The 15875-nt window shown below is 36.0% G+C and carries 19 protein-coding genes; 14 read left to right on the top strand and 5 right to left on the bottom strand.

All coding sequences use genetic code 11. The features are described 5' to 3' along the window. The first annotated feature begins 79 nt into the window (after window positions 1–79). The 3 genes from MHI47_RS10920 (at window position 80) to MHI47_RS10910 (ending at window position 2707) form a co-directional block, all read left to right on the top strand. Window positions 80–1387, top strand: a complete 1308-nt coding sequence (locus MHI47_RS10920; RefSeq protein WP_093538447.1) for a dihydrolipoamide acetyltransferase family protein — start codon at window positions 80–82, stop codon at window positions 1385–1387. Window positions 1388–1735: 348 nt separating this feature from the next. Then, window positions 1736–2359, top strand: a complete 624-nt coding sequence (locus tag MHI47_RS10915; RefSeq protein ID WP_340830830.1) for a hypothetical protein — start codon at window positions 1736–1738, stop codon at window positions 2357–2359. Window positions 2360–2569: 210 nt separating this feature from the next. Next, on the top strand, window positions 2570–2707 hold the full coding sequence (locus tag MHI47_RS10910) for a hypothetical protein (protein ID WP_340830828.1): 138 nt from the start codon (window positions 2570–2572) through the stop codon (window positions 2705–2707). Window positions 2708–2744: 37 nt separating this feature from the next. On the opposite strand, the gene MHI47_RS10905 is transcribed toward MHI47_RS10910, so the two are convergent. From MHI47_RS10905 to MHI47_RS10895, 3 genes are all read right to left on the bottom strand, one after another. Continuing rightward, entirely contained in the window at window positions 2745–3032 is a 288-nt protein-coding gene (locus tag MHI47_RS10905; RefSeq protein ID WP_340762535.1) for a hypothetical protein, read from the bottom strand. A 380-nt stretch (window positions 3033–3412) separates the two neighbouring features. Next, window positions 3413–3610 carry a hypothetical protein gene (locus MHI47_RS10900; protein WP_340830827.1) on the bottom strand — a complete coding sequence of 66 codons (198 nt, stop codon included), beginning with the start codon at window positions 3608–3610 and terminating at the stop codon, window positions 3413–3415. A 101-nt stretch (window positions 3611–3711) separates the two neighbouring features. Beyond that, on the bottom strand, window positions 3712–4116 hold the full coding sequence (locus tag MHI47_RS10895; protein WP_340830826.1) for a GNAT family N-acetyltransferase: 405 nt from the start codon (window positions 4114–4116) through the stop codon (window positions 3712–3714). A gap of 709 nt (window positions 4117–4825) precedes the next feature. On the opposite strand from MHI47_RS10895, the gene MHI47_RS10885 reads away from it, so the two are divergent. After that, on the top strand, window positions 4826–5818 hold the full coding sequence (locus MHI47_RS10885; RefSeq protein ID WP_340830825.1) for an LLM class flavin-dependent oxidoreductase: 993 nt from the start codon (window positions 4826–4828) through the stop codon (window positions 5816–5818). A 42-nt stretch (window positions 5819–5860) separates the two neighbouring features. On the opposite strand, the gene MHI47_RS10880 is transcribed toward MHI47_RS10885, so the two are convergent. Then, window positions 5861–5995, bottom strand: coding sequence for a hypothetical protein (locus tag MHI47_RS10880; RefSeq protein WP_340830824.1), 135 nt, complete (start codon window positions 5993–5995; stop codon window positions 5861–5863). 104 nt (window positions 5996–6099) lie between these two features. On the opposite strand from MHI47_RS10880, the gene MHI47_RS10875 reads away from it, so the two are divergent. From MHI47_RS10875 to MHI47_RS10845, 7 genes are all read left to right on the top strand, one after another. Continuing rightward, complete coding sequence (locus MHI47_RS10875) at window positions 6100–6471, top strand: YolD-like family protein (protein WP_340830823.1); 372 nt, start codon at window positions 6100–6102, stop codon at window positions 6469–6471. A gap of 127 nt (window positions 6472–6598) precedes the next feature. After that, window positions 6599–7297 carry an HAD family hydrolase gene (locus MHI47_RS10870; protein ID WP_340830822.1) on the top strand — a complete coding sequence of 233 codons (699 nt, stop codon included), beginning with the start codon at window positions 6599–6601 and terminating at the stop codon, window positions 7295–7297. 299 nt (window positions 7298–7596) lie between these two features. Continuing rightward, entirely contained in the window at window positions 7597–8676 is a 1080-nt protein-coding gene (locus MHI47_RS10865) for a hypothetical protein (RefSeq protein WP_340830821.1), read from the top strand. 116 nt (window positions 8677–8792) lie between these two features. Further along, the gene (locus tag MHI47_RS10860) at window positions 8793–9356 is read left to right on the top strand and encodes a GNAT family N-acetyltransferase (RefSeq protein ID WP_340830820.1); all 564 of its coding nucleotides are present in this window, start codon (window positions 8793–8795) and stop codon (window positions 9354–9356) included. Window positions 9357–9548: 192 nt separating this feature from the next. Then, window positions 9549–10103: an RNA polymerase sigma factor gene (locus MHI47_RS10855; RefSeq protein WP_340830819.1), complete on the top strand. Its 555-nt coding sequence runs from the start codon at window positions 9549–9551 to the stop codon at window positions 10101–10103. After that, a complete protein-coding gene (locus MHI47_RS10850) occupies window positions 10100–11140 on the top strand; it encodes a DUF4030 domain-containing protein (RefSeq protein WP_340830818.1) in 1041 nt (346 codons plus the stop codon). The genes MHI47_RS10855 and MHI47_RS10850 overlap by 4 nt, the downstream gene beginning before the upstream one ends. A gap of 139 nt (window positions 11141–11279) precedes the next feature. Further along, window positions 11280–11825, top strand: a complete 546-nt coding sequence (locus MHI47_RS10845; protein WP_340830817.1) for a GNAT family N-acetyltransferase — start codon at window positions 11280–11282, stop codon at window positions 11823–11825. A 154-nt stretch (window positions 11826–11979) separates the two neighbouring features. Here MHI47_RS10845 and MHI47_RS10840 read toward each other — a convergent pair whose 3' ends face one another. Further along, window positions 11980–12870 (bottom strand): LysR family transcriptional regulator, encoded by an 891-nt coding sequence (locus tag MHI47_RS10840; RefSeq protein ID WP_093538461.1) that lies wholly within the window; start codon window positions 12868–12870, stop codon window positions 11980–11982. A 103-nt stretch (window positions 12871–12973) separates the two neighbouring features. Between MHI47_RS10840 and MHI47_RS10835 the strand changes: the two genes are divergently transcribed. The 3 genes from MHI47_RS10835 (at window position 12974) to MHI47_RS10825 (ending at window position 15863) form a co-directional block, all read left to right on the top strand. Next, window positions 12974–14044 (top strand): citrate/2-methylcitrate synthase, encoded by a 1071-nt coding sequence (locus tag MHI47_RS10835; protein WP_340830816.1) that lies wholly within the window; start codon window positions 12974–12976, stop codon window positions 14042–14044. Window positions 14045–14158: 114 nt separating this feature from the next. After that, complete coding sequence (locus tag MHI47_RS10830; protein WP_093538463.1) at window positions 14159–14401, top strand: hypothetical protein; 243 nt, start codon at window positions 14159–14161, stop codon at window positions 14399–14401. 118 nt (window positions 14402–14519) lie between these two features. Continuing rightward, window positions 14520–15863 (top strand): amidohydrolase family protein, encoded by a 1344-nt coding sequence (locus tag MHI47_RS10825; protein WP_340830814.1) that lies wholly within the window; start codon window positions 14520–14522, stop codon window positions 15861–15863. Window positions 15864–15875: the final 12 nt, after the last annotated feature.

The following is a 15875-nucleotide window of genomic DNA, read 5'->3' as shown; positions in this document are numbered from 1 at the left end:
TTTAAGGAATCTATCGAGCAAGCTCGATAAAAATCTGGACACAAATACGCCAAGGCGAATTTGATAAGGAGGAACTCGAATGGCAATCGAACAAATCAAAATGCCCCAACTAGGCGAAAGTGTAACAGAAGGAACAATCGAGAAATGGTTAGTTAAACCAGGCGATCACGTAAATAAATATGATGCACTAGCTGAGGTAAATACAGATAAAGTAACAGCTGAAGTACCGTCCTCTTTTACAGGAATTATTAAAGAGTTGATCGCAAACGAAGGAGACACATTAGCTGTCGGAGAAATCGTTTGTACGATAGAAACAGAAGGTGGAGCTTCTGAAGAAACAGTAGAGGTAAAAGAGGCTGCACCTGAAGAGCCAACTGCTGAAACTGTAAAACCTGCGGAAGTACAAAAGCATGCTGCGCCTGTAGAACGTGAAAAAGGTGCCAAAGCACGCTACTCACCTGCAGTGCTGAAAATTTCACAAGAACATGGAATCGATCTTTCTTTAGTTACTGGTACAGGTAACGAAGGGCGAATCACTCGTAAGGATCTACTGAAAATTGTAGAAAGTGGAGAAATTCCAGTAGCAAAAGTAGAGCAACAAGCTGTTTCTACGCCATCACCAGCAGCTGCACCTACTTCAGCTCCATCACCGAAAACAGCAGTTCCTAATGTTCCAGTGGCAGTGGGAGATATCGAAATTCCTGTGACAGGTGTTCGGAAAGCAATCGCGGCAAATATGCTACGTAGCAAACACGAAGCTCCTCATGCATGGACAATGATTGAAGTAGACGTTACGAACATGGTTCAATACCGTGACTCGATCAAGCATGAATTTAAACAAAAAGAAGGATTTAATGTTACATACTTTGCTTTCTTCGTGAAAGCTGTATCGCAAGCATTAAAAGAATTCCCAATGATGAATTCTATGTGGGCTGGGGATAAAATCGTTCAGAAAAAAGACATCAATATTTCTATAGCAGTAGCAACAGAAGACGCGCTATACGTTCCAGTTATTAAAAATGCGGACGAAAAAACGATTAAAGGTATTGGTCGTGAAGTAAACGAACTTGCTGCAAAAGTCCGTTCAGGAAAGTTAAAATCAGATGAAATGCAAGGTGGTACATTCACTGTAAACAATACTGGATCATTCGGTTCTGTTCAGTCAATGGGAATCATCAACTTCCCACAAGCAGCGATTTTACAAGTAGAATCTATCGTAAAACGTCCAGTTATTATGGATGGTGGCATGATTGCTGCGCGTGATATGGTAAACTTATGTCTTTCATTAGACCACCGTGTACTAGATGGTTTAGTTGCTGGTCGTTTCCTAGCACGTGTGAAAGAAATTCTAGAAAATATCACTAAAGAAAATACATCGGTTTATTAATAAATAGTTAAAAAAGGTAGTGCTTTTTAGTAATGGGTTCAGTTAATGGGGAGAAAAATGCTATTAACGAATAAATGGCAAGTACAAACGCTCAGAAAAAAATCTGAGCGTTTTTTGACGTATATTTACTATCCTCATATTACTAAAGCACCCGTTAATGTAAGTGTAACATTTCACAAACAAAACTCTCTCACGAAAAATGAAACTCTTCGGTTTGTTGAACGTATTACAAATATACCTATAGTGAGTAAATATATAACTGTATTGGCAAATCATTTTTATTTTTTTTATGCTAATTTTGGAAAAATATAAATCAATTAGCGTTTTACTTCATAAGGAGATAAAATGGTGAATATAAGAAATAAAACTTGGCCCAAAACCTTTGTGATAGTTACTGGAATATTTTTGTTTCTAGTAGTTGGATTAGTAGTTGGAGGTTTCTGGACTTTCGGTGAATTTAAGGAATCATTAATCCCCGAAGAACAAGAAGAAGAAAAGATAATTGATCAAGCGGAACAATACCTAGTAACAAAATATCCAAACATGGAATACGAAATTTCATATGTCCTCTATGATATTGGGGAGAACTACGGTAATTTCGATTATGCTGCAGTAATATTAAATACAGAAACACAAAAGTCATTCATGGTTTATGAAAACAGATTTACCAAAAAAGTAGAAGATGATATATCCATTCAAGAAGCAACAGAATTCATTGAAGAGGTAACACCGAAGGTTAAAAGTTATATAAATAAAAAATTCGGAGAAACACAAGGTATAGCATTTACACCCACGGATGATATAGGAGGCATACCTTCACTTAATGTCAGTTTATATAACAAAAAAGAAGAAATAAACGAAGAAATGTTTCTATCTTTAATTGATTTTCTACAGCATGAATTGAATATTGAACATGCATCTGTAAATATTATGTATGATAATGATGCTGAAACATGGTCTAAAGAATTTTAACATAAAAGTTACATCTAAATTTGTGTGGCTTATTTTTGTTGCACGCTTTATATTTTGATAAATACACAACTAGACTGCACCGTTAGTTCAATAAGAAAAAGCTACCCTTATAGGCAGCCACTTGTGAGCTAAAGCACCTCGTTAGTTGAAGAAGGATTACATCTTTATTAAGTTTCTACTGTGTTCTTCCTGATAGATGAAAAATTTATTATGCCAATTAGTAAAAATAATATACTAACTGCCCATAAAACTCCTGCAATTCCAAGACGTAGAGAAATTTCTTCAGATGCCATTGGATGCTTAACGTCAAAACTAATTGCATTTCAAGAAGGCTTTACTCCTTCTTGAAGTAAAGCATCCGTTAGTTAATAATATATTCTTTTGATTAATATCGTTTTTTTAAGTTTGGAAATTTATTATTATAAATTTTGTCCCAAATTTTTAAGGCACTTGGATAACAATTATTAATTGAAGGTATTCTACTTCTACTCCTCGAAAACATTTCATCAAAGACCTCATGTATCACTACAGCTAATTTTTCAACAGATGCAGTTGGTAATCGCGATACAATGCGACTTATTTCTGGATCATATTCATCCTCAGATGAGAAACTTAAAAAGTTCATCGGGTCCCAATCATTAATTACTCCTTTTACAATTTGGTAGTGGTTCAAAATATCCCTCTTTCAAAATGTATTTTTAGTGATTTATGTTACACCCTTATTTAGCTAACTTGCGGCGTTAGTTTAAGTGGAATCTCTCACAATTTCTATTTAGATTAACATAAAAACTCCACTATTTTTAGCGAACATCACATAAATTTATTTAGTTTCAATTCGCTTGTGAATTGATGTGCTATTTCATTTGTTAACCCCGCTAGAGCATTGATGTAACAACAAAAAAGGAGACACCAACTCATATGTGAATTTTTTCTCCAATTTGAACGCTATTTAATAATTTCTCCCCATCATCCGAACCCGTTAGCTTTTTAGCACTGCTTTCGATCTTATTATTTCCTCTTTTTACTAAAGCAAAACGTTATTGAAAAGTAGATCTAAATCTTCCTTTGCAATAAATTTATTAAATAGTACATAAGAGATATCAAAAATGATAGAAGTACAATGATTATTGTTCCTATTGTATAAATGGCTGTTTCGGCATAATCAGCACCATCAAACACTCCAGCAAATAGAAAAAATAAAATTACACTAGCGACTAATGTTAAGCAAAATATACTAATATACTTGGACATATACTACCCCTTTGCAACTCAACTTTATTTACTATAGTTCATTAAGAAATGCTTTAATTCTGATAGAAATAAAACCGATGATGTTAGCTCAATATAATAGTCTACTTATTTTTCAGGATACATTGGAAGCGTTCCACACCTGGATACTTTTCTCCCAAACTCGTTATTTTAAATCCGTAATTTTCATAAAAAATTACAGCTTCTTTATCGGTTTCAGCAATAACAAAAGGTACTGGATGTTTAATAAAACTAATCATTTTACTTCCTAGACCTTTTCCTCTATGGTTGGGAAATACTGCAATATGTTTGATTTCACAGCGCTTTAAATCTAAAATTTCTATTCCTATACAACCAACGACTTCATCTTCAAAGATATATCCATATAATACTCTAACTGGTGAGTGGATATATAATTCGTATTCTCGATCGATATTCCTTTCCGAGGTTGCGAAGGATAAAAGTTTTCTCAAGTTTGGTTGAATAAATGGTGATATTATTTCTTCCATAAAGCACATCCATTCTTGTATTACTTATTTCAATAAAAAAGGCTGTACTTCCATATGTAATAAAGCAAAATATTAGTTGTGCAGCGACTAGAAGTTTCGTCCTTAACTTAACGACTCACCATTTTGACGTCTTACTTATTTGTACTTTAACACAAATCTCCATTTGGTTTGTAACACGAAAATGCCATATGATTACTGAAAAAAGAGGAGCTAATTGTGACGACTTTACAACCAGTTCCACTTAGTTTTTTATATTTCCAACATATTTTTCCCCTTAAGCCTATATAGCTAAATCCAACCTTTATCCAAGAGAAGAAGTAGATAACTACCTGCACAGAGAAAAATTGCTACTTCTGTTAACAAAAACATCGAAAATTCAAGGGAAGTAAGCTTTCTTTCTCTTTTCGTTTTTTTAAAATGTCTATAGTAATAGAGAGAACATAGAAGTAGTATTATTGCCGATATTTGGAATATATTTTCCAACAGGCTAACCAAAAAATCATCTCCTCACGTTTAGATTGAACTGTTAAGATTTTATGTCTTCATAGAATTTAAAAGAAGTAGAAATTTTAAAGTGCCAAGGAGGTTAGCTATTTACTTCAATAATATTTCTATTATCAAGTCCCTTTCGTTTACTTTTTAATTTTAATTCGATAGCATTTGAAAAGAAACGTATTAAACGAGCATTTGTTGAAGGGGAGATATATAGATGAAACTAAGTGTATTAGATCAAGCGCCAGTCACATTTGGCAATACGGCAGCAGGTGCATTAAAAAAAGCAGAAGAATTGGCTATTTTAGCAGATGAACTAGGCTATCATCGTATGTGGATGGCCGAGCATCATGGAACCGATGCATTTTCAAGTTCTGCACCGGAAGTAATTGCGGCTCACTTAGCTGCGAAAACCAAAAAATTACGTATCGGTACAGGTGGCGTGATGATGATGCACTACTCACCATTGAAGTTAGCGGAGGTTTTTAAAACCTTAAGTGCACTTTCTCCAGGTCGTATTGACTTCGGTGTAGGAAGAGCTCCAGGCGGAGATAATCATGCGATGTATGCTCTTTCGGAAGGGCGTCCTCCATTGGTCAACAATATGTATGAAAAGTTAGCAATTGCCCTGCAACTGATCAATGATGAAGTTCCAGAGGATAGCTTATACAACAGAACGATTGCCAGTCCTTCTAAAATCGTATTACCAGAAGCTTGGTTACTTGGCTCCACTGGTAATAGTGCTGTACAGGCTGGAAGAATGGGTCTTGGCTATTCGTTTGCACAATTTTTCCAAGGTGGTATGACTCCAGCGATATTAGACACATATCGTAATAACTTCACGCCGTCTGCTTTAATGGAAAAGCCAGAGATTAATGTTACATACCTTGTAACGGCTGCAGAAACCAAGGAAGAGGCTGAATTTGAAGCATTACCTCAGGACATTGCACGTTTGTCTCTTATGAAAGGGCAAATTCGTTCATTAATGACACCGGAGGCAGCGCAAGATTATCCGCTGACGGAAATGGATCGGATGATGATTCAAGAAAATCGTAAAATTCATCTAGTCGGTTCTGCAAAAGAGGTAGCAGAGACTTTACAGGAAGAACAAGGTAATTATGGTTTCGATGAAGTCATGATTTGTAGTATTCCGCATTCGCAAGAAAAACGTTTAAATGTTTATCGGTTACTTGCAAAAGAATTGATGTAGATTATAAAGATTAGACACGTTCATTATGAGCGTGTCTTTTTATTAGGAAATCTGTGAGAATCGATCGATGATGTCTAATAATCGATTGATGGAATCAAATAATCGATCGACGAATACCGATAATCGATCAATAGAAACCAATAATCGATCAATCACCTTCCATAATCGCTCCATCATTGTTATGTACACTTTTGAAGATCATTTTTTCAGCGGTCATTAATTCCCACTTGAAATAAGAACAAACGTTCGATATGATAAGTAAAAAAGAGAGATGTGATAACATGGCTAACTTTGAAGAAGATTGGAACCAATTGGATATATCTCGATTGCAGGATCGTGGGTCGAAAAAGTGGGTAGCAATGATGTTGCCAGAGCATGTGAAGATGCTTCGAGAATATGGAGAAGAGATAAAAAAAGAGCCTCGCCCAGATTTAAATGAGTTTGACTATGAAGTTATTCATGATCAAATCGCACTCGCAATGCAACGAAACGTCGAAATCAAAATAAAACGGTGGAAAGAGGGAGAGTTTATCTATAACCGCGGTACGATCCAATGGATTGATTTGAGAAAGCGAACAATTGAAATAGAGGATCCTTTTCGCTCGTTTGAACTATCAATCGACGAAATCGTAGACGTCACCCTATCGGAATAGTAATTACGAACGGCATCATCCTTTATACATGGATGATGTTTTATTTATGAATAAATAAAAGAAGGATTTGAACCAGGAGATGTAGAAGGTAATCCAAAAGACTTAAAGTAAGTGAAAGGAGAATAAAATGATAAAAGCAGTTCTGTTCGATTTAGATGGTACTTTACTCAATAGAGATGAGTCATTAAAGTTGTTTGCAGATAAGCAATACGATAGATTTAGTCACCTCATAGGTCCTATTACAAAAGATGTGTACACAGCAAGGCTTATACAATTAGACAGTCGAGGATATGTTTGGAAGGACAAAGTATATAGCCAATTAGCAGAGGAATTTGGAATTACCAAAATTACTTGGCAAGAACTGCTGGAAGATTATTTGAGTGAATTTAAGTATTGCTGTGTACCTTTTGATAACCTTTTATTAATGCTAGAGAAATTGAAGGAGAGAAAGATGTTAATAGGGATGATTACGAATGGATTCGGTCAGTTTCAAATGGACAATATAATGGCTTTAGGAATAGAAGATTATTTCCAAACAATTTTAATTTCTGAATGGGAGGATGTTAAAAAGCCAGATCCCCAAATATTTTTACGGGTTGCCGACAAACTTGGGCTCCAACCAAACGAATGCGTATTTATCGGTGACCATCCAGATAATGATATGCGAGCGGCTAAACATGTAGGGATGAAGGGTATTTGGAAGAAAGATATGCAATGGAAGGATGTGGATGTTCAAGCAGAGTATGTTGTAGATAATCTAATGGAAATCCCAACTATAATCGAAGAGTTGGTGGGAGGTAAAAACGGAAAATTGTCCGTTTTGTAATCCTTACAAAGGTTAAAACAGAATAATGTATTTGGAAATGAAACTAACTATTTTTTCAGTGGAAAAACGAGCCAGATATATTAATGGGCTGTGGTGTCATAGTTCCGATAACACATCATAATAATGTATTTGAACTGAGGAAATAATGGAACGATACATATGAACTGCTTTTAATGGCAAAAGAGTACCTTGATGATTTGCATCTGCCAGGTGGGATTGCCATCTACATATAATACCAAGATGTATAATGATAAGCCTTTAGCTGGAAAGGTCAAATAAAGTTTAAGGGAGGGAAGGAGATGAGAAAGCAAGTAATAATCTTGCTCATATTAGCTAGTATTTGTATAAAACCAACCTCTATCTTTGCAAATGGCACGAGTTATTTTGAAGAGCCTACCACTCCTACTGGACATGTCTTACCACTAGAGGAAAGTGTGATTAGTATAGAGAGTGAAAAATTATATATAGAAATTGAACAAGAAGGAGAAGTATCATCCTATCAAATGATGCTTGCAAATATTCGAGTAATATATGAAATGGAAAACAAAACGGAAGAAGATCTTCTAGTACCTATAGCATTCCCTCAGCCAGGTATGTCAAGCGAATGGAGTGTAGACTTAGATGGAACGGATATCTCTATAACCGGTAATACTCCTTTTTACCCAGAAGAATTAATAGGGAATAAACCACACAGGGAATGGATCGATCCAAGAACAGGGCAAACATATTCCTTTAGAGGGTATGATCTAATAGGAGAATCCGGTAAATTAGGAGCAAAAACATTTAATATCACTTTGAATGCAAAGAGCAGACATACGTTAACTATTGAATACAAAGCAGATTTAGGTATAGATGAGAGAGCCAATCTCCATCCTATTTACCGCTTAGATTACCTGCTTCATCCAGCGTCCTATTGGAGTGAATTTAAAAACTTAGACATAGAAGTTAAAGTTCCAAAAAGGGCTAGTGTCTATGTGAATCTACCATTACAAAAAGAAGGTAATACGTATGTTGGGGCGTTTGGTACACTTCCTGAAGGAAATCTCGTAGTATTCCTATCCCCGCATTCTGGTTTACTGTTTAACCTTTTTACTTCTAGAACTGTAGCTCTACTTGCACTTGTTATAATGCTACCCATTTATTATGTGATAATCCGGTTAATGAAGCGAACTTCCCTAAAACATCAAAAGGGCATATCACTAATTATTTTGGGGATATTTGCTTTAGCAGGTTTGGATATCGTAAGACATAAAATACTAGGATACCCAATAACTATAGTTCAATATATCCTTTACATCATATGCTTATTAATTTTATGGTGGATGTGGAGTCGAGTATTTAGAAAGAATGGAAAGTTAGAGAGAAATAATAACGACTGATTGTATAAGTATAATCCGCAAGTTAACACATGATTTTAATGTTGAACTGCTTGAAGATTCTTCACTAGGAAAAGTGATAATAAGAATTACGTAGAAATACAAGAGTAGGTGAAGAAATGGAGTTTTCACAGTTAGTTATAGAAACGGAAAGGTTCATTATACGCCCTTTTCAAAAAGAGGATTATAGTAATTGGTACGAGCAGTTTGACAACAGAATGCCCTCACAATATACATATGATGATGGTCGCCCTTTAAATATGCCTACTTCTACTGAAGAATGGTTTGTTGAATGGATTGAAGGCTTTAATGAATTAGCTAAAAAAGATGAAATGTACATTCTTGGGATATTCCGTAAAGAAGATGGAGTAAACGTTGGAAAAGTTGAACTTATAACTATTTTACGAATGGATTACCAGTGGGCCATGATGGGTTACTCCATTCACAATCAGTATTGGAACAATGGGTATGGTTTGGAAAGTGTATTAGCCGCTACTGAAGCTTTCTTTTCCACTTTGAATTTTCACCGAATTGAATTACATATTAATATCGATAATTATCCCTCGATACGTCTCGCTGAAAAAGCTGGATTTATCTTTGAATGTGAAAGAAAAGAGTTTTCGCTAGAGAATGATCAGTGGACTGACTTTTTGATTTACTATAAAAATCATAAAATAGAATGATATAAACAAAAATTGTACATAAATAACCAAGTTCATTGAACTTGGTTATTTATTTAATATCAACGTATTATTGCGAACAAAATACAGGAGAAACAGAATAAATTCAATTTCTTTTCCTTTTTTAAATATTAGTGCGTCCTAAGTAGCCTCACCGTCGCCTAAAAGGTAGGAACAATTAAAGGGGGTTTACGCTTGGAACAGAAAACACTGATATCACGGATTCAGAAAGGGGAGGACGAAGCTTTTGCTGAACTAGTCACTCCTTTGATTGAGAAGGGTTACAGGACCAGTTTCGGTATCCTGAAGTCGAAGGAACAGGCAGAAGAAGTTGTCCAAAATGCTTTGGTTGAGGCATATCGAAATATCATGAGTGGAAAAGAAATTACTTATTTCAACACTTGGTTTTATAAACTGGTTTCTCACCGATCCATCGACGCTTGGAGAAAGAATGAACGCTTGAAAGAATCCCCGCTTGAAGTCGATGTGGTAACGGACAAGTATAGCGTGATGGAATGTCTACTAAAAGAGGAAACCGAAAACGAGATTAAAAAGGGCATATCATCCCTCGATAACAGTGACTACAAAATCGTACTCATCCTTTACTATTACCAAGAGCAAGCAATCCAAGAAATATCAGAATTGCTGGGACTGAAAAGCTCTACGGTCAAATCCCATCTTCGCCGGGCAAGGAATGCTCTGAAAAAAAGGTTGATCGAAAATCAGTTTATAGGGGTGAATACACAATGAAAATCGATGAATCCGTGAAGAAAGAAATTCAAGAAGAAATGGATAAAATCCAGACACCACCTTCCTTATACGAATTTGCTAAAAATATTAGCAAAGAGTCGAAAAATAGAACAGACGTTGAAAAGTCAACAGGAAGAAAAAGAGGAAGGAGAAAACTGCATTTTGTAGTAGCTGCGGTTATCAGTTTTGTAGTCCTAACAGGTTCCGCATTCCTTAGTCCAACCATGGCGGAAGTAGTATCGAAAATTCCGTATTTAGGGCAAATATTTTATAAACCTATTCAAGAAGTAATCTGGGAAGATTTGGCGAAAGAAGGGTATCAACTATCAGGTATTGGCATGGGGAAATGGGAACAGAAGCCATACTTTGACATAGAGCTGAATGAAACGGAAGAATACGTCAAGCAAGAAGAGGGCAAAGTTATAAATATTTTGAATGAAATTTTGGATAAAAGGGGATATGACAACTACGAGTTAATGGTTTCTGCCAAGAATGAGAATGAGGTGTCATCCGTTCAAAAAGAGATAGACAAACAAAGGGAGGAACTGGGTGAGAAGTTGATGTCAGACTTGGAGGGAGCAGGATATCCGATTATGAATGTTAACACATACGGCCCTGTAGTCAGTGTGTACATTCCAATAGCTGATGAAGCTAAGAAAGTAGAAATCTACAAGGCGGCGATTGAACTATTAAAAGCAAACGAAACACCAAAACAGGTACAAGTTATAACTCGAGACCTTTCAGAAGAGGAAATCGAGAGTCGATGGATGCCCGTTATGAGTAGCATAGAAGAAGAACTCTTTCTAAAAAAAGAATATGAGGTAGCTGACATTAGATATTCTTACAACCCTGAAAAAGTAACTATTACCATCATGACGAATATGAAATCCTCGGATCTAGAGACTAAAGAGACGGTAACCAAAATACGAAAAGAAATTACTGAGTTCCTAAATAGCGAAGAAGTAAAAACAAAGACAGAGAATCAGAAATATGAGTTAATTATCCAAGACAAAAACGGCGATGATTTTCTGTTTTAACAAATCACACAAGCTGTAGCTACAGACATTAATGTTTTCTTAAAGGGAAATTTTGTTATTCAAATGCAATTCTCTTACCTTTGCTAGCTATGATTCAAAGTAATTAAAATAAATGACGATAAATCGAGGGGATGATTTTATGGGATTTCCTGAGTTAGAAACGAATCGACTGAATTTAGTACAAGTAAGAGAGGAACATACAGAAAGCTTTTTCGAAATTATGTCAAAAGATGAAGTGACTAAATATTACGGTATGGATAGCTTGAGAAGTATAGAAGATGCTAGAAAAATAGTCGAGTCCTTCCAAAGCACATATGAAAGTAAAAGAGGTATAAGGTGGGGCATTGTATTAAAAGATACAGGTGATTTTGTAGGTACATTAGGTTTAAACAACCTGAGCACTTATAGTAAGAAAGCTGAGATTGGGTTTGAATTGCACCCTTCTCATTGGAATAATGGAATTACCTCCGAAGCAGTAAAAGAAGTTTTAAGATACTCGTTTGAATATTTGGAGCTGATCAGGATTGGTGCAGTGACTTATCCGCAAAATGAGCCATCTATACAATTATTAAAGCGTTTAGGTTTTACTAAGGAAGGTTTGTTGAGGGGATACCTCTATCAGAATAATCAATCACACGATGCTTTCATTTTTTCATTGTTAAGAACTGAATGGACAAAAATATAATGAAGGTAAAGGGGACTATTATTAAATAGTCGAATATCGAAATAGTTATGGCTTAGTTCTCCTTGGGAAAGAACTAAGCCATTCCTAATTAGAATGTTCTATTAAATTTTGTACTACTGAATGGGACGAGGTAAAGAATTCCATCGTGTTTTTCTTAAGATGTTCCACCAAAATAATATTTCGATATTTGGTCAATAAATAACTTTTCCAGGTCTCCTTTCTTTTTAACAATGATGAAGGTGGAAACAGTAGGTAATTCAAATAAATCAAAATGGGGCTGCATTACTTTCCCTTCTAATAGCTCACGTCGAACAATCGAGTGAGGTAAAAAGGAGACACCTAGATCATCTTGTACAAAACGTTTGGCAATATGTGCCTGCGTTACTTTCATCGTTCGGACTCCACTAATGTGTTTATGTAACTTCACAAGAAGATCGTCCCAGAAAACAGGATGATGATGTGTAAACAAATAGTTTTTCTGTAAAACTTCCTTAATATCAATCGGTGGACCGCTTTCCTCATCATAAGTATCTACTGGCATAACAAATAATATAGGATCCTCATAGATGGAGATGGATTCTACTCCTTTTCTTTGTGCATCGAGTGCCGAAATGCCAATGTTGACTTCGCCAGCATCTACAAGCTCTTCAATAAGATAGGATTCCTCCACCCGAATATGTATTTCTAAGTTAGGTTGTAGCTTCATAAATGACCGTAAAAAATAGGGAAGGATGGTTTCGGCCATGAGAGGTGAAATCGCAATCGTCCAAGTCTGACGATAACCTTGTTTAAAGGCGTGCATCTTGTGAATCGTATTTTCCGTACTATTTACTAACTTTTGTGCTTCAGGTAGAAAATATTTCCCAGCCTCAGAGAGAGTTACTCGATTATTTTGTCTATCAAAAAGAGCGGATCCTAAATGCTCCTCCAGTAACTTGATATGAACAGTCACACTTGGTTGAGACATCAATAACCTCTCAGAGGCTTTTCGAAAGTTCAGTGTTTCTGCAGCGGTACAGAATGTTTTTAACCACTGGTATTCCATCTAAACACCTTCTTTGATTAATAATAGTAATTAATACGATTATATATATTTAATTTTTATTATCAAGTTTTTCTCATATACTAAAGAAAAGGAGGAGTTATAAATGTATCAAAAGGGACTAAAAGATGTAGTAGCAGTTCATACGAAAATTGCTTCAGTGGATGGGGACATTGGGGAGCTAAGATATAGAGGAATACTAGTAGACAAATTAGTAGCAACTAAATCATTTGAAGAGTTGGCAACTTTTATATGGACGGGAGAAATAGATGCTGCGAAAGACTCTAAGATGAATCATTATAGAGAGCTACCTTCCCACATAAAAGCGGTAATAGACGTGCTTCCTAAAGAAGTTTCTTTAATGGATGCGATGAGAACAGCTATATCTGCATTTGCACATCCATCATTTAAAGCAACGCCAATAGAGGAGCAGGCGGTTATATTAACAGCCGGACTTCCGATGATAGTAGCTAGACATTACCGAAACCAACTAGGGCTACCGATTATTGAAGCAAACAACGATCTTTCACACACAGCAAATTATTTATGGATGTTAACTGGAGAAGTACCAAGTGAGGTCCAAGTGGAAGCGTTAGAAACGTACTTAAAACTTACGATGGAGCATGGTTTAAACGCATCGACCTTTGCGGCTCGTGTAACAATTTCAACCGAGTCAGATTTAACAGCCGCAATAACTTCAGCACTTGGGACGATGAAAGGACCTCTCCATGGAGGAGCACCGTCCGGAGTTATTACTATGTTAAACGAATTCAAAGATCCCACGCAAATCCGTACTATCGTAAAAAATAAAATAGAAAATGGCGAAAAAATCATGGGCTTCGGACATCGAATATATAAAACAGAGGATCCTCGTTCCATTTTACTGCGAGAGAAATGTAGCGAGCTTCAAGGTAAAGATCCATGGTTAGATATAGCAACAATCGCCGAAAAAGAAATTATTGAGTTACTTGCCGAATATAAACCGGGTAGAAAATTATACACAAATGTAGAATATTATGCAGCAGCCATCATGCGATCCATTAATATGCCTTCAGAATTGTTCACTCCAACATTTAGTGTTGCAAGAATAGTTGGATGGACTGCACATGCTATAGAACAACTGGAAGACAACACAATTTTTCGACCACAATCTATCTACGTAGGAGAATTAAAATAACTTATGAAAGATGCCGTTTTGGAAATACAGAACGGCATCTTTTTTGATGAGAGAGGGAAACCTCTTCGCTAAGGCGAATATATAAATATGGTGTAACCGGAAGGGGGAGGCTTGTTGAAATATTTAATAATGGGAGCAACGACGTTACTCTCTGGAATCATATTATTCGGGATGACATGGATTGCAGTGGCTATTTATTCCACTAGATTAGGGGGATATGAGAATTTTTCAGCAGCTATGTCAGCTATAGGTTATTTTCCGATATTTATAAGTATTATATTAGTTTTAACTGGTATTAGTTTTTTTGTAATGTCCTTTAATAAATACTTAGTAGATGAGAAAACTACTGTGGATTGAATAGCCACGGTGAAGAGTATAAATTTAATTGGTTATAAAATTATCTGAATAACGAAACTTTTCTATCTATTTATTAGTATAGTAATTAGTAAGAATACAAAAGGGGAGAAATAGAAGAATGACTAATACGACTATGGCTTTGAGAAATGCCAATGTAATAGACGTGGAAACTGGACATATAACGTTGAAAAACATCATGATAAAAAATGGCCGAATTGCGAGTGTAGAAAATACAAAAGAACAGGAAGAAAAGTTAAACACGGACGTTGTTGTGCTAGATCTCCAAGGGAAATGGGTTATACCAGGACTTATAGACATGCATGTACATATAAAAGAAGGGTATGCACCGCTGTTCATTGCTTCTGGTGTGACAACTGTGCGGAATACTGGAGGTAATGTTCATGAGTTAAAGGATATAATTCATGCCTCAATGGAAGCGCCTGTCCCCCGAGTTATTTCAGCTGATCGTATTATTGATGGGCCACCTGGTTTATGGGGTGAAACAAGTCCTTGGAGTATGAATGCGGAAAGCCCTGAAGCTGCAAAAAAAGAAGTAAGAAGACAAGTGGAAGCAGGAGCAGATTTCATCAAAGTATATGGTTGGTTACCTAAAGGGGTGATGGAAGCAGTTGTTGAGGAAGCCAAAATATACAACAAAGAAGTGAGCTGTGATTTAGTCTATTCAAAGGATGTTACAGCAATAGATGCCGCAAAAATGGGCATCCAATGGAATGAACATGCTTCTGGAATCTTACAAGATATGTATCCAGAATGGACAATGCAAGCCGATGCCAATGTGTGGAATTCTATCAAATGGGAACAACCCGATCTGGAAAGAATAGAACAGGTATGTAAAGTACTTATCGAAAACAAGGTTATTATTTGCCCAACAATGGTGTTATTGGATCAAGCGAAACTTCTAGAGAACTACTGGTATCCCAATAATGAAGTAACGACGAAGCTAGAAGAAAATGATGGGTTGGTTAATCAGTGGAAATACTTTTTAAGCCATACAGCTTCATTGGAAAGTCTGGGGAGACAAGCAACGATGAATAAAGCGATTGCAAAAGTGTACTTTGACTTGGGTGGACAGATTGTTGCTGGAACTGATACCCCTGCGGGAATTTTCACGATACCCGGAATGGCGCTCCACCGTGAGTTAGAACTGTTTGTAGAGATTGGCCTGACCGAAATAGATGCTCTTCGTGCGGCAACTATAAATGCAGCTAGAGCTTTAAAACGTCCAGAACTCGGGGTGATTAAAGAAGGAGCAATTGCAGACATTGTCATATTAGATGAAAACCCATTAGTAAATATAAAGTATACCCAAAAGATTAATAGAGTGATAAAAGGAGGGAAAATATATACACAAAATGAGCTATTCGAAGAAGTTCCAGATGGAGAAACTGTTTTGAAAAATTTAGAATCATTTATGGAATTATTTGAGTCAACTATTAGCTAATAAATGAGGAGG

The organism is Psychrobacillus sp. FSL H8-0487, assembly GCF_038008385.1.
GTDB lineage: Bacteria > Bacillota > Bacilli > Bacillales_A > Planococcaceae > Psychrobacillus > Psychrobacillus psychrotolerans.
The sequence above is the reverse complement of the archived record's forward strand: the minus strand, read 5'-3'. Positions and strand labels throughout refer to the sequence as shown.

Bases quoted from the DNA above. Each gene is read 5' to 3' on its own strand.
- MHI47_RS10920 (WP_093538447.1), top strand. From the start codon at position 80: ATGGCAATCGAACAAATCAAAATGCCCCAACTAGGCGAAAGTGTAACA.
- MHI47_RS10910 (WP_340830828.1), top strand. From the start codon at position 2,570: ATGCCAATTAGTAAAAATAATATACTAACTGCCCATAAAACTCCTGCA.
- MHI47_RS10900 (WP_340830827.1), bottom strand. From the start codon at position 3,610: ATGTCCAAGTATATTAGTATATTTTGCTTAACATTAGTCGCTAGTGTA.
- MHI47_RS10895 (WP_340830826.1), bottom strand. From the start codon at position 4,116: ATGGAAGAAATAATATCACCATTTATTCAACCAAACTTGAGAAAACTT.
- MHI47_RS10885 (WP_340830825.1), top strand. From the start codon at position 4,826: ATGAAACTAAGTGTATTAGATCAAGCGCCAGTCACATTTGGCAATACG.
- MHI47_RS10880 (WP_340830824.1), bottom strand. From the start codon at position 5,995: ATGATGGAGCGATTATGGAAGGTGATTGATCGATTATTGGTTTCTATT.
- MHI47_RS10875 (WP_340830823.1), top strand. From the start codon at position 6,100: ATGGCTAACTTTGAAGAAGATTGGAACCAATTGGATATATCTCGATTG.
- MHI47_RS10870 (WP_340830822.1), top strand. From the start codon at position 6,599: ATGATAAAAGCAGTTCTGTTCGATTTAGATGGTACTTTACTCAATAGA.
- MHI47_RS10865 (WP_340830821.1), top strand. From the start codon at position 7,597: ATGAGAAAGCAAGTAATAATCTTGCTCATATTAGCTAGTATTTGTATA.
- MHI47_RS10860 (WP_340830820.1), top strand. From the start codon at position 8,793: ATGGAGTTTTCACAGTTAGTTATAGAAACGGAAAGGTTCATTATACGC.
- MHI47_RS10850 (WP_340830818.1), top strand. From the start codon at position 10,100: ATGAAAATCGATGAATCCGTGAAGAAAGAAATTCAAGAAGAAATGGAT.
- MHI47_RS10845 (WP_340830817.1), top strand. From the start codon at position 11,280: ATGGGATTTCCTGAGTTAGAAACGAATCGACTGAATTTAGTACAAGTA.
- MHI47_RS10840 (WP_093538461.1), bottom strand. From the start codon at position 12,870: ATGGAATACCAGTGGTTAAAAACATTCTGTACCGCTGCAGAAACACTG.
- MHI47_RS10835 (WP_340830816.1), top strand. From the start codon at position 12,974: ATGTATCAAAAGGGACTAAAAGATGTAGTAGCAGTTCATACGAAAATT.
- MHI47_RS10825 (WP_340830814.1), top strand. From the start codon at position 14,520: ATGACTAATACGACTATGGCTTTGAGAAATGCCAATGTAATAGACGTG.